Annotated in this window: 13 protein-coding genes; 3 read left to right on the forward strand and 10 right to left on the reverse strand. The window is 49.6% G+C overall.

Translation table 11 applies throughout. The annotated features are described in order from the left end of the window. Nucleotides 1-18: 18 nt before the first annotated feature. The 3 genes from trhA to PRIO_RS20245 form a co-directional block, all read right to left on the reverse strand. The gene (gene trhA / locus PRIO_RS20235) at nt 19-666 is read right to left on the reverse strand and encodes a PAQR family membrane homeostasis protein TrhA (RefSeq protein ID WP_020427989.1); all 648 of its coding nucleotides are present in this window, start codon (nt 664-666) and stop codon (nt 19-21) included. Nucleotides 667-758: 92 nt separating this feature from the next. Further along, on the reverse strand, nt 759-2,276 hold the full coding sequence (locus PRIO_RS20240; RefSeq protein WP_020427990.1) for a carboxypeptidase M32: 1,518 nt from the start codon (nt 2,274-2,276) through the stop codon (nt 759-761). 191 nt (nt 2,277-2,467) lie between these two features. Continuing rightward, complete coding sequence (locus tag PRIO_RS20245; protein ID WP_020427991.1) at nt 2,468-3,193, reverse strand: hypothetical protein; 726 nt, start codon at nt 3,191-3,193, stop codon at nt 2,468-2,470. A 501-nt stretch (nt 3,194-3,694) separates the two neighbouring features. Here PRIO_RS20245 and PRIO_RS20250 point away from each other — a divergent pair. The 3 genes from PRIO_RS20250 (at nt 3,695) to PRIO_RS20260 (ending at nt 5,228) form a co-directional block, all read left to right on the forward strand. Further along, nucleotides 3,695-4,261 (forward strand): beta-class carbonic anhydrase, encoded by a 567-nt coding sequence (locus PRIO_RS20250; protein ID WP_046504355.1) that lies wholly within the window; start codon nt 3,695-3,697, stop codon nt 4,259-4,261. Between the two features lie 249 nt (nt 4,262-4,510). Continuing rightward, nucleotides 4,511-4,939, forward strand: coding sequence for a membrane protein (locus PRIO_RS20255; RefSeq protein ID WP_039787707.1), 429 nt, complete (start codon nt 4,511-4,513; stop codon nt 4,937-4,939). Continuing rightward, nucleotides 4,926-5,228 (forward strand): YxcD family protein, encoded by a 303-nt coding sequence (locus PRIO_RS20260; RefSeq protein WP_081487167.1) that lies wholly within the window; start codon nt 4,926-4,928, stop codon nt 5,226-5,228. The genes PRIO_RS20255 and PRIO_RS20260 overlap by 14 nt, the downstream gene beginning before the upstream one ends. Before the next feature lie 1,010 nt (nt 5,229-6,238). Here the strand turns inward: PRIO_RS20260 and PRIO_RS20265 are convergent. From PRIO_RS20265 to PRIO_RS20295, 7 genes are all read right to left on the reverse strand, one after another. Further along, nucleotides 6,239-7,192, reverse strand: coding sequence for a S66 family peptidase (locus PRIO_RS20265; protein WP_020432156.1), 954 nt, complete (start codon nt 7,190-7,192; stop codon nt 6,239-6,241). A gap of 150 nt (nt 7,193-7,342) precedes the next feature. Beyond that, complete coding sequence (locus PRIO_RS20270; RefSeq protein WP_046504358.1) at nt 7,343-7,687, reverse strand: hypothetical protein; 345 nt, start codon at nt 7,685-7,687, stop codon at nt 7,343-7,345. An 80-nt stretch (nt 7,688-7,767) separates the two neighbouring features. After that, entirely contained in the window at nt 7,768-8,115 is a 348-nt protein-coding gene (locus PRIO_RS20275; protein WP_020432165.1) for an Asp23/Gls24 family envelope stress response protein, read from the reverse strand. A 39-nt stretch (nt 8,116-8,154) separates the two neighbouring features. Continuing rightward, on the reverse strand, nt 8,155-9,261 hold the full coding sequence (locus tag PRIO_RS20280) for an AI-2E family transporter (RefSeq protein ID WP_020432167.1): 1,107 nt from the start codon (nt 9,259-9,261) through the stop codon (nt 8,155-8,157). Nucleotides 9,262-9,295: 34 nt separating this feature from the next. Continuing rightward, nucleotides 9,296-10,717: a sensor histidine kinase gene (locus PRIO_RS20285; protein WP_020432169.1), complete on the reverse strand. Its 1,422-nt coding sequence runs from the start codon at nt 10,715-10,717 to the stop codon at nt 9,296-9,298. Then, nucleotides 10,695-11,399, reverse strand: a complete 705-nt coding sequence (locus PRIO_RS20290) for a response regulator transcription factor (protein WP_020432171.1) — start codon at nt 11,397-11,399, stop codon at nt 10,695-10,697. Before PRIO_RS20290 ends, PRIO_RS20285 begins: the two co-directional genes overlap by 23 nt. Before the next feature lie 173 nt (nt 11,400-11,572). After that, nucleotides 11,573-12,412 (reverse strand): DegV family protein, encoded by an 840-nt coding sequence (locus PRIO_RS20295; RefSeq protein WP_020432173.1) that lies wholly within the window; start codon nt 12,410-12,412, stop codon nt 11,573-11,575. Nucleotides 12,413-12,575: the final 163 nt, after the last annotated feature.

Consider the following 12,575-nt stretch of genomic DNA (forward strand, 5'->3'; position numbering starts at 1 on the left):
ATCTATAAAAGCGCTATTTCAGTGAATAGGCAGCACGTATAGGAGAACTACAAAAAAGTGAGCGACCGTCCCTCCGAGCACAAACAAATGCCAGATCGCATGATGATACGGAAATCCCCGCCACACATAAAAAACCGTTCCCAGTGTATACAGCAGACCGCCAGCCAGCAGCAGCGTCATGCCTCCATCCGCCAGCACCGCTGACAGCGGGTTCCAGGCTATCACAATCATCCAGCCCATAGCGATGTAGAAAATGGTGGACATGAACAGGAACCTTTTTACGAAAAAGGCTTTGAAGAACACCCCGAACACCGCGACGCCCCAGGCAACGCCGAACAGGGTCCAGCCGAGTGTCCCCCGGATGGCCACCAGCATAAAGGGTGTGTAAGTACCGGCTATGAACAAGTAGATGGAGGAATGGTCCAGAAATTCAAAAAAGTCCTTTGCTTTTCCTTCCTTTAGACTATGCACCATCGTTGAATTAATATACAGCAGCAGCATCGTGGCACCGTAAATGGAGAAGCTGACTACATGCCAGGCTGTACCGTTCTGTGCAGCGAAGACGACCAGCAGCACCAGCGCAGCTATGCTTAAGAGAACTCCAATCCCATGTGTTACTGCATTTGCAACCTCTTCCTTGCGGCTGTATGTGTGTGTATTAGCCATCCCACTAATCCTTCCATTGTACACTTTCCTTCTATTATATTCCCTTTGGCGGATACCTTCCACCTTGCTGCGGATAGTATGTCCTTAACCGGCTACAGTTGATAAAGCTCTGTATATTTGGCTTCCAGGTAATCGGCCAGATAATCGGGATTCAGCGGCTCCCCGGTCACCTGCTCAATAATTTGCGACGGGGTCAGGCTTTGGCCATAACGGTAGATTTTCTCCGTGAGCCAGTCCTTGATCGGCAGCAGATTCCCGGCGGCAATCAGATCCTCGAATTCCGGCAGCTCTTGGCGCAGCGTATTCAAAATTTGTGCGGCATACATATTCCCCAGCGAATAAGAGGCAAAATAACCGAAATCCCCGCCAGACCAGTGAACATCCTGCAGCACGCCCAGCGCATTGCTTGGAGGTGTAATCCCAAGGCACTCCTGATACTTCGCATTCCATACGCCCGGCAGATCTTTCACCTCCAGCCCTTCATTAAAAATCAGCTTCTCAATCTCATAACGGATAATGATATGCAGATTATAGGTCAGCTCGTCGGCTTCAATGCGGATGAAGGAATTTGCCACACTGTTGATCGCACGGTAAAAGTCCTCCACCCCCACACCGGCAAGCTGCTCGGGAAAATGCTGCTGCAGATCGCCGTAGTAGCGGTGCCAGAAGGCGCGGCTGCGGCCGATCATATTTTCCCATAGTCTGGACTGGGATTCATGGATGCCCATAGAAGCGCCCTGGGCCAGCGGTGTGCCGACAAGCTCCTTGCTGATGTTCTGTTCATAAAGTGCATGCCCGCCTTCATGCAGCGAGCTGAATACAGCACTTGTGACATTGTCCGGCAAGTAGTTCGTCGTGATGCGGACATCCCCCGGATTGAGTCCGGTAGCGAACGGATGGACACTCTCGTCCAGACGTCCGGCTTCAAAATCAAAGCCCATCTGCCCAAGAATGAACAAACCGAACTTCTCCTGCTGCTCCTTTGGAAAGACCTGGGCAAGAAACTCCTTATCGGGCTTGTTCGGCGAAGCCGAGATAGCCTCCACAAGCGGAACGAGGCGGCTGCGCAGACGGCCGAAGATGTCGTCCAGCTTTTCTACCGTCAGATCAGGCTCGTACATATCAAGCAAGGTGTCATAACGGGAGTCTTTTACCCCCCAATGATCGATGAACTCCTGTGTAAAGGCTACGATTTTGCTCAAATAAGGCGCAAAGGAATTAAAATCACCGCTTTCCTTGGCTTCCTCCCAAATGGTCTGCGCATGGGCGGTGAGTACGGAATACTCCTCGTAGCTTTTGGCAGGAATGCTCTGGCTGCGCTCATACTCCTTGCGGCAATCCTTGACGATTTTATTCTGGACGTCGCTTAACTGATTCATGACCTCCGGGCGGCTGAAAAATTGTGTGAACTCGCCCATTTCAGTTGAAGTATGCAGCCTGAAGATTTCCCCGCTGAGGAGCCCGATAGTATTGGAACGGGTCTCTACACCTTTGCGCGGCGCACCTGTCCGCAAATCCCAATGCAGCAGGCCAATTGCCTCTGTGTATCCGCTAAGTTTGGATAATAGCCCGCTGAATTTCTCCCACTCTTCCTTGACCAGTTGTTCCATGGCCCAACACCCGCTTTCTCTATTTTTACCAGCTCCTCTTGATGATACTTTTTTAAATCCGCATAATCAACAGCGCCTATAGAAAATAGCTGCCACACTATCTCAGAGCCGCGCTACTACTGCTTGAGCCAGTCTTTCACCCAACATAAAAAGCCCCGCCGGCTTGGCGAGACTCAGAATGGTAAGATCTATTATTTTGTTTTAAACCATACACCGCCAGTTCCGTCATAATTTCGGGAAAAGGCAATGAGCGGAGAGGCGTCGTCCGTTTTCACTTTGTAACCGACCCATCCTTCATGAGAAGAACCGGCATATACTTTAGTGCTTATTGATGGTTCTGGCGATAGAACGATATCAGCACCGTATTCCGTCCCTGATGTCGATATGAGCTTATAATCAAACTGGTTTAAGTCTGCTGTCGCTCCAGCCTTATCCACCTTTAGAATACTCACTTTGATTTTAGCAAATAAGTATTCGTATCCAGCGTCCGGTTCACTTGCAAAATCATTATATTGTTCTTTTGCAGCTTCCCAAGCTTCTGCCCCCCTAAGAACTTGTGTGACAGCTACAGTTCCGGAATAACCACCGTTTTTGTAGTTGAAATTAACAGTTTTCCCTATGTCGGTAGGATTAGAACGACTAGAGGACGAGGTACTATTAGCAGTTGAAGCTGAAGGGCTACCTATGGTGACCTTTTTGTCCTTGATGGTAACTGTTGTTCCAGTGGCTTTTGCCAATGCCTGTATCGGAGCGTATATGGCACCATTGATTACAGCACCGTCAGCAATTTTAACTCCACTTTTTTCAATCATGACCACGCTCTGAACTTTTTGTCCCACCAGCCCTGATGCCGCAAAAGCAGAAATCCCACCGAACAAAACCGCACCAGAAACGAATCCTATTACAAATTTTTTCACTTTGCATCCCCCATATGGTAGTTTTATCCTATCCTACCATTGAACTAGTCTCTCCGTAAACGAGAAATTAGACATTTCTGAAATCCTGCGATTGAGAGTCCAGAGCCGCAGGCTGCTGGTAAAGTGTGGCAGCTTTCGTATCAAGGTGAGCAAGGTACATTTGTTTTTTTTCACAAGCAGATTCGTTGGTAATCGCAGGTTATTGACTCCTGTTAATTATTATCCTTATAATCAACTACAGAAGAATATATCTTCAATTTGAAATACTGGGGCGCTAATGTGTCCCGGCAGGCTGCCGGAACGCTGTGCAGTGTGTCCACCGGCAACACGTAAACCTCTTTTTTCGTGACTGGATGTGCGAAATGAATCTTAAGGGAGTATATTAAGAATTAGCAATTATGGGGCAGGATGCTCACAAAACTAAGCGTATGCTATTGAGGCGGGGTTCGCGAAGTGAGTCTGGGAATCTATGCTATCAAAACTTTTAGGAGGCAGCAGGTCATGAGTCAAATCACAGATATTTTGGAGTTTAACAAGAAATTCGTCGAACAAAAAGAATACGAAGCTTATTTGACCAGCCGCTTTCCCGACAAAAAGATGCTGATCATCACTTGCATGGACACACGGCTCGTGGAGCTTTTGCCCAAGGCTATGAATTTCAAGAACGGAGACGTCAAAATCATTAAAAATGCCGGTGCGGTTATTTCTCAGCCCTTCGGGAGCGTTATGCGCAGCGTGATGGTTGCTTTGTACGAGCTGGATGCGGATGAGGTCATTGTCGTCGGACACTATGAATGCGGGATGGCCTCGCTGAACGCTGACAGAATGATCAATTCCATTAAAGAACGCGGGGTTTCCGATGAGGTCCTCTCTACTTTGGAGAATTCGGGCATTAAACTGACCAAGTGGCTGCGCGGGTTTGACAATGTGGAAGAAGGGGTAATTCAGACTGTGGAGCTGATTAAGCGCCATCCTTTACTCCCCCCAAACGTACCTATTCACGGCATGATCATCGATCCGGCCACCGGAGCGCTTGAGCTGGTGTCTGACGGGTATGCGGAGAACTAGGCAACTCTCTAAAACACTGCTGTGGCGCGGATCTTAGGATCCGCGCATTTTTTTTGGGTTCAGTACCTTCCAGTTTCTGCAAATCAGCAATTGTGATATTTAAAATTGAAACCTTCTCTCATGCGCTGCGTATTACCGGGCAGATACACCAAACCAAGCGCATGCTTCCGAAGCAAGCTTATACGATACCGATTCTGGAAGCAGATGCTAACAAAACTTATGGGAGGGTACTTGTACTCAATGAAACCAATGAAACGTGTAATGATGATTCTCATGGCCTTTACCCTGTTCTTCGCTGTCACCGCGCCTGACTTTGCGGATGCGAGACGCGGAGGGGGCGGCTTCAAATCCGGAACCCGTGGATACACCACGACGCCGAAGAAATCTACTACAAATAACGTGAAACAAAGCGATAGCAGTACAGGAACAAAAGCCGGCACAGCCGCCAAAGCAAACCGTGGATTTTTCAGCGGTGGCAGCTTAATGAAAGGCCTGATGATCGGCGGGATTGCCGGCTTCCTCTTCGGCAGCATGTTTGCCGGGATGGGCGCCTTCGGGAACCTGCTTGGCTTCGCCGTCAACATGCTGGCCATCTACCTGGTCGTAATGCTGATTATGTCCTTCTTCCGCCGCAGAAAAGAACGGCGCAGACTTCAGGAACGGGATGGCCGATACTAATATGGCATTGACTGTTCTAAGCATGGACGAGATCATTAACGCTATCTGCCTGCATATGGCTGAACGCAAAGGCGTCCGGGTGCAGGAGGTCCAGGTGGAGCTTAGCTGGGAGGAAGACACCGGCTATACCGCAGAGGTGTGGGTCCAAGGCCGGAGCCAGTACCTGGTCGAGTCAAACATGATCGAGGCGATCCTCCGCTATTTGGACGGTGAGTACGGCATCCGTGCCTACCGTGAGGATGTGCGGCTGGAATTGGATGAAGAGATTACGGCGGTTGTGAATACGTAAATATTCCTGTAAACTGCTCACAACAAAAACGGCTGTGCCGTCCTCCATGGGACAGCGCAGCCGTCTTTGTTCTAGCGTTACCTGGAGAACGATTCCCCATGAACCTTACGGCAACTTTTTAAGTGGAAAAAGGGACACTAATTTGCCGGAGTACCCTATCCTCGGGCAGATGAAGTGGAAAAAGGGACACTAATTCAGCCCATTTCGCCATTGGACAGGAAAAGTGGCCCAATTAAGTTAACTTTTTCCACTTAATTCTCAGGATTTCTTAATTTCCGGAAAAATAAGTTCCCTTTTTCCAACTAGCACCTGCGAAGAAACAGGTAAGATATTTAGACCGCCCCCCTCAGAACTCGGCCTTTGCCATCCCAACAACGGTATTTCCGCCGTTGCCCGTTAGAAATTCGTCCAACCACCCTGACGGGAATAGCAACCCTGGGCTTACGGCCGCAGGGATCCCCACCGCTCCAAAATCAACGGGGGCATGCTGAAGACGGATCGCCCTATGCCTTCACGATCTATCCGCAGCCGTTGCTGACAGGAAAGCCGTTATGGAGAGAAGCTTCGGCTATTCCTCAGGGAGGGACGGACTGAGTTGACTTTATTTGTCCCTTTCCCCTTTATTCGAGGCTCTTATCGAACGATATAACGGCTCCTGTGTCCGTAACTGCTGAAAAAGTAAGGTTTTTGGCAAAATAAGGGCTCCTCAGTCCGCTTCAGTCCGCGGATGGAGCCCTATCCTCCTGCATCGCTTATATCCTCTGAGGCTTCCAAGATATCCACATTTTTTTACACTGTATAATTTCCTCTACAATGAAATAAGGGGGAAGTCGCTTCCTCCAAAACAAATAAATTTATATTTTGAAAAAAACGAGGGTGTTCCAAGCCATTTCGGCATGGGACACCCTTTGATTTTGAAGGCAATTGATCCTTTCCTTCCTAATGGAAACAGGAGGAATCCTGGCTCCTGCGATGCATGAAGCCTCGGCGATCCCTTTAAATATTGCCTCCTATTCATAAAAATATTGTGTTATTGTTCCTGCGCCTCCGGAAACCTTCACTTCGGCATAGGCTCCATTGATCAGCGTCATTTGCGGAGGAATATGGCCATAATCCAAATCGTAAACAACCGGAACCTGCAATTCCTCAGTCAGCTCCCTGTATACATCCTCCGCCGTATAATTTTCCATCGGTGTATTGGAGCCGCTTCTGCCGAACATGACCCCGGAGCAGTTATCGAACCAGCCCGCCAGCTTCATCTGCACCAGCGACCGCCGCAGATCTGCTGTGTTCAGTTCACAATTCTCCAAATACCATAGGATAGGTTCCTGATGAATAAAGTTTTCTTGAAAATGCCGCACATCGCCGTAGGGTGTACCGATAATATGCCGGATGACATCGATGCAGCCGCCGAGCAGCCGGCCTTGGAGGGTGACCGCTTCGCCGGATACCGTCTTCCAGTCTGTTGGCGAGGAGCGCTGGATGACGGACTCTCCGCTTGCTGTGGACAACACGGTCTCCCACTTCGCAGTAGTCTTATCTATAACCTCCCCGCGCAAATCCCCCAAACTGGGCCCATGCGCTGTCGCAATGCCTGTCCGGAGGGTGATCACCAGCAGCAATAGACTGATATCAGAAAAACCCATGATCCACTTATTCTTCACCTGGCTGAAATCGATATGCTCCAGCATCTCGATCAGCAGCTCTCCGCCCCAGGGCGGAAGGATCAGATCCACCTCATCGCTAGACATCATCTGATTAAATTCCTTGCCGCGCACCAGGCCGGAGGCTGATTTCGCCTTGTCATGCCGGAAGACGGTATCTCCGCAAAGGACATGATAACCTTTTTCCTCCATGCGGGTGATAGCTTGTCCGAACAGCTCCACAGATTGGGGTCCAACCCCTGCGGAGGCAGCGGTCACGCCGATGGCCGCCCCTTTTTTTATAACCGGATATGTAATCATCTTAAGCCTCCTGTAACTTACTGATCTTTCTTCATAGTCTATCATTCTTCCCCATGCCCGGGAAAAGAAAAACCGTTTCCACCAAGCGGTCAGCCTGAATGGAGACGGTCTATTGCGGTTACAGCACCGGCCACTACTATAATCACATGATCAGATCAGAAATATGGCCAGCAGCTCAAACAGCACCAGAGGCAGGATCGCATTGTTCGGGTATGGATAAGGATACGGATAAGGATACGGGTTATAATAGGGATTGTAGTAACCCCGCCCCATATCTGTGGGACACTCAACCATAAGATACATATGCTTGTTGTCCATCCCGGCAATGGTTCCTTCATGCACCTGACCGTCAATCGTCTTTACGCTGACTTTGTGGTTTAAATATGGCATACAAGAGTGATGGAGCGACTCGCGGACTCCGTGCAGGTGCTGGACAACGGCGGGATCGGCCTGATAGATTACCGTCGCAGGCTGACCTGACTGATAGAATGACATCGCTGGATGACCTCCGTAATTGGTTTTGCTCCATTCTATGCGGTTGCCCAGGGCACGGTGCCTAATCCGGGGAAGCAGATCTACGGAAGAGCCAGCTTCTCAACCCGGATGTTCACTACGCCAAGCGTCAGGCCGAGCATATTCTCCACTGCACTGCGGACATTCTGCTGCACGCTTTTGCATACCTCCTGAATCGCGTATCCATAGTTAATAATGACTTGCAGATGAATGGCTACATCCTCTTCTGTAACTTCCACAGACAATCCCTTCTTGCTGATTTTTCCGCCCAGGCGTTTGGCCAGATTTCCGGTAACCGTGCTGCCGGACATTCCTGCGATTCCCGGAGTATCCATCACCGCATAGCCGATAATCGCCGATATCACCCGGTCGGAAATATTCACCAGACCTTTGTGAGAATCCTGTTCCATTCCTATTCCTCCTTAAGTATGGTTAGGCATTGCCCCGTTTTAATCCACTGCATCCGCAGACAGCTGCGGCTCCTCCGGCCAGCGCTGGCGCATATACAGCTGATGCAGCTTGACCGTAATAATTTTGAGCATCATATAGACCGGAATAATCAGCAGTATCCCGATAATACCGCCAAAGTCCCCTCCGGCCAGTACCAGAATGATCGTAGTCAGCGGATGGATATCCAGGCTTTTTCCAAAAATATAGGGTGCCACCAGGTTATCCTGAATCTGCTGTGCGACAAGCACAACCACGATGGACCAGATTGCCGTCGAAGGCGACTCCATTAGTCCGATAATGAAAATGGGCACGGTGGACAGAATGGCTCCGATAAACGGGATAAAGTTCATAAGTACAGCCACCACTGTCAACAGCAGGGCATATGGCAGACCAATGAGCAGAAAACCAAGATACATCAATACTCCGAGCGCCAGATTCACCAGCACCCTGCCTACGATGAAATTGCTCATCGCCTCATCAATGTCCGCAACAACTCCCTCTCCTTCCTTATGGAAGCGTTTTGGGAAGAAGCTCACCACTTTTACGCCGAACTTTCCGCCTTCCTTAAGCATGTAGAATAACAGAATCGGGAAGGTAAAGAGCACTACTGCGAAATTGGATACAAAAGAAAACAGTTCAGACATAGAATTCGACAATAGCGAAAACCCTTTATTTAAGTAGTTCATCAGCTGTCCTGCCGGATTCATATCCGCCGGAATCAGTGAAGACAGCAGCTTGCTGTCCTCCAGCTTCGTGAGTTGTTCACCCAGCGCATTGAACACGTTTGGCATATTGTTGCCGAGATTCACCAGCTGGCTTTTTAATGAAGGCCAGACCCCGACACTGAAAGCCAGAAGCAGAACCGCAATGCTCAGATAGACCAGCAGGATGGCTGCCGTCCGGTTCAGCTTGCGTGACTCGAGCCAGTTGATCAGCGGCCTCAGGAGATAAAAGAAGAATACCGCCAGCATCAGCGGCACAATGACCACACGGAACAAAGACAGGACGGGTGTAAAAATAAACTTTACCTGAGTGCCCAAGTAGATAATTCCCAGCACCAGCAGAACCGCAATACAAATGCGGATAAACAAATTTAATTTGGCCATGATCCTCTCCCTTTACTGAATTCATCCGTCCGCATTATTTCGGAACCCGGATGGTAAATACCGTCGGTTCTCCCTCTCTGCTCGCAAGCTCCAGCGAACCGCCCATCTTCTCGGCGTTTTTCTTCGCGATGGATAACCCCAGCCCGGTTCCGCCGCTTGCGGTGCTGCGGGCTTCATCTCCCCGGACGAACGGGTCGAAGATCGTAGACCAGAGCTCCTTCGGAATACCCACTCCATTGTCGGCAATCTCAATACGAATCTCTGTATCCTCCGGAAAGACGCTGACCCGCAGGTGTGTGCCGTTGGGATTGTAAGCCAGCGCATTAGAGATCAGATTATTGACAACACTTGCGAACAGCTCCGGATCATAATGGGCATACATTTCCTCTTCCGGCACCTGAAGCTGAAGCTGGAAGTCCTTTTGCTCGATTTCGCCGTAGGTGTCGGCAACGATCTCCCGCAGGTGATCCCCCAGCTCAAGCCGTTCCGTGCGGAGAATGAAATCCGGTGAGTCCAGCTTCAGCAGCTCCAGCATATGCTGGATCAGCTTGGTCACCTGTACGGATTTGCTGTAAATATAATTCAAGTATTTCGTCTGCCGTTCAGGGTCGGTCCCCCGGCCCTCCATTAAGGCCTGTGCATAGCCCTGGATACTCGTAATCGGTGTTTTCAGATCATGGGACAGGTCTACCATCAGCCGCTGCTTGCTTTTTTCGGCCCGCCGCTTCTCTTCTGTAGTCTTCTCAATCACATCAGCCATGTAATTGAAGCTTTCCCCGATCCGCAGAAATTCCGTCTCCGCATACAGGGCAATCCGCGTGCTGTAGTGCCCCTCCATCATCTGCTTCAGTCCGAGATTCAGCACCCGCAGCGGCTTCTTGATGCGTCTGGTGACCCAATAGCTATATACAAAAATCAGCAGCAGTATGAGCCCGCTGACCAAAAATACGTAGAAAAACACAGAATGGTTCAAATAAGAAACCAGCAATTCATTATCAATGGACACTTTGATCACATCGCGGGGGATTTTGAGCAGCAGCCAGGCTGCCTGCCCGTCTCCCTCTATTTTGGCAATCGAATAATAATAAGGCTGATCCTTACGGTTCTCCAGACCCAGGAATAAACGGTCTTCATCGTAGGACCGGATCTGGTCCTCCTTATCCCCAACGACCCGGATCACTTGCTTATTGGAATCAAGCAGCTCCAGCCAGCCTCCGCTATGCAGCAGTTGGGCACTTCGCGGCCCTTCGCCCAGTTCTTCGAGATATTGACCGGCTTCGACCGGAAGATTCGGGTCTGTGAGCCGCTTGTCAAGAATCATGTGGGTGATATCCTTCTGGATAAAAAGATAGACTCCAAGCACGAGCAGCAACAGCATGCAGTTGAACAGCAGAAAATCCAGGGTGAGTGATGTCTGCAGCGGACGGTTGTCTCTACTTTTCCACGGGTGCTTCAATTTTGTACCCCAATCCCCTGATCGTCTTCAGGTATTCCGGCTTCTTGGAATCACGCTCGATCTTATCGCGGATATTGCTGATATGCACCATAATACTGTTGTCTTCATAGACATAGAAGTCTTCCCAGACGGCTTCATAAATCTTTTTGCGGGTGAATACCCGGCCCGGCTGCTCCATCAGAAGCTCCAGGATTTTGTATTCCGTAGAGGTCAGTGCAACCGGTTCTCCGTCCACCTCAACCTGACAGCTGCTCCGGTCAAGCAGCAATCGTCCGAGCACAATCTGTTCCTTCTTCTTCTCCTGGACGGCCGGAGCATCGAACTCATGAACCCGCCGCAGCATGGAACCTACACGGGCAACGATTTCCAGCGGATTGAACGGCTTGGAGATATAATCATCCGCTCCCAGCTCAAGGCCCAGGATTTTATCATGGTATTGGCTTTTGGCTGATAGAAACAGCACTGGAAAATGATCATTTTCACGGATTCGCTTGAGCAGCTGCAGCCCGTCCATACCCGGCATCATAATATCGAGAATCGCCAGGTCCACGGTGTGGCTCTGCATCAGCTTCAAAGCTTCGTTCCCGTTCTGTGCTTGCAAAATGTTGTATTCCTTCTCCAGATACAACTGCAGAAGCTCAACAATCTCCAATTCATCGTCGGCAATCAGAATGGTATACATGGTGAATCCCCCTCTATCTTTTCCCGCAAGGCGCGTTAATTGTAACTATAGCCTGCCATTCTTAATCCAGTCTAAACCAAATCTAAAGAAAAGATAAAGTTTTATGATACAAAAAAACCGCACACCGGGCGGGTTTCCGGGTACGGCCTTCCTGACAGCGTGAAGAGCGGGTGTTAAAAAGCCACGCCGATTCCGCCTTCGCCCGCATAGGTGCCCATCACAGGTCCCATACTGGAAAATAGGATCTCTTTGAAGGGATGCTTTTCCAGAATCCGCTCCTTGATCTCCTGCGCCAGCTTCTCACAGTTGCTGTGCACAATGGCAATCACCGCTTTTTCGTAATCATGCTGTTTGTGTTCCAGCTTTGCCAGCAGGTGACTCAGCGCTTTGGGAAGCCCGCGTGTTTTTTCTACCACCTCAACGGTCCCTTCATCGCTGATTTTCAGCAGCAGCTTGATGTTCAATACGGAAGCCACTGCGCCGGACAGCCGGTTCAGCCGCCCGCCCTTAATCACATTCTCCAGCGTATCCAGCGTAAAGTATGCGTTCACTTCCCCGATCTTATCCAGGACCATCTGCTTAAGCTCCGCCAGACTGGAGCAGGTCAGCGACCATTTGGCCGTAAAAGCGACAATGAGGGACAGGCCCCCGGAAAAGTTCTTCGAATCTATAATCTCAATGGCATTGGAATGCCCTTCTTCTTCATATAAATCCTTGGCAATTACCGCCGCCTGATAAGTGCTGCTTATATTCGAGGACATACAGACAACCATAATATCGGTGCCCGGTTCCACTTGTTTGAATTTGTTCAGGAATACCTGCGGACTGGGGCTGGCTGTCTTAGGCAGCTCCTTGGATTCACGCATTTTGGCATAAAAAGCCTGGGTATCCGCATCCTCCGGCATCAGCTCATGCCCAAAGTGAACCGGCAAATGAACGATGTCAACGTTATATTTTTCTGCATACTCCAAGGGTAAATCAGAACCGCTATCGGTAATAATCTTGATGGGCATCAGGGTGCTCTCCTTTCAATTCTATTTCATTATAGTTAGCCAGATAAGCGATCAATAGTACATTTTATAACTTGTCAAACAGCCCGTTTTATGCTATCTAAGCTTTCTTAAGCTATCCTGATGTGATATGGTGGAAGCATAAGCCTACAGAAATGGAGTGTAA

Origin of the sequence: Paenibacillus riograndensis SBR5, assembly GCF_000981585.1 — a bacterium.
Taxonomy (GTDB): Bacteria; Bacillota; Bacilli; order Paenibacillales; family Paenibacillaceae; genus Paenibacillus_AQ; species Paenibacillus_AQ riograndensis.

Coding starts and splice junctions, on each gene's coding strand:
- trhA (WP_020427989.1), bottom strand. CDS start 666: ATGGCTAATACACACACATACAGCCGCAAGGAAGAGGTTGCAAATGCA.
- PRIO_RS20240 (WP_020427990.1), bottom strand. CDS start 2,276: ATGGAACAACTGGTCAAGGAAGAGTGGGAGAAATTCAGCGGGCTATTA.
- PRIO_RS20250 (WP_046504355.1), top strand. CDS start 3,695: ATGAGTCAAATCACAGATATTTTGGAGTTTAACAAGAAATTCGTCGAA.
- PRIO_RS20255 (WP_039787707.1), top strand. CDS start 4,511: ATGAAACGTGTAATGATGATTCTCATGGCCTTTACCCTGTTCTTCGCT.
- PRIO_RS20260 (WP_081487167.1), top strand. CDS start 4,926: ATGGCCGATACTAATATGGCATTGACTGTTCTAAGCATGGACGAGATC.
- PRIO_RS20265 (WP_020432156.1), bottom strand. CDS start 7,192: ATGATTACATATCCGGTTATAAAAAAAGGGGCGGCCATCGGCGTGACC.
- PRIO_RS20270 (WP_046504358.1), bottom strand. CDS start 7,687: ATGTCATTCTATCAGTCAGGTCAGCCTGCGACGGTAATCTATCAGGCC.
- PRIO_RS20275 (WP_020432165.1), bottom strand. CDS start 8,115: ATGGAACAGGATTCTCACAAAGGTCTGGTGAATATTTCCGACCGGGTG.
- PRIO_RS20280 (WP_020432167.1), bottom strand. CDS start 9,261: ATGGCCAAATTAAATTTGTTTATCCGCATTTGTATTGCGGTTCTGCTG.
- PRIO_RS20290 (WP_020432171.1), bottom strand. CDS start 11,399: ATGTATACCATTCTGATTGCCGACGATGAATTGGAGATTGTTGAGCTT.
- PRIO_RS20295 (WP_020432173.1), bottom strand. CDS start 12,412: ATGCCCATCAAGATTATTACCGATAGCGGTTCTGATTTACCCTTGGAG.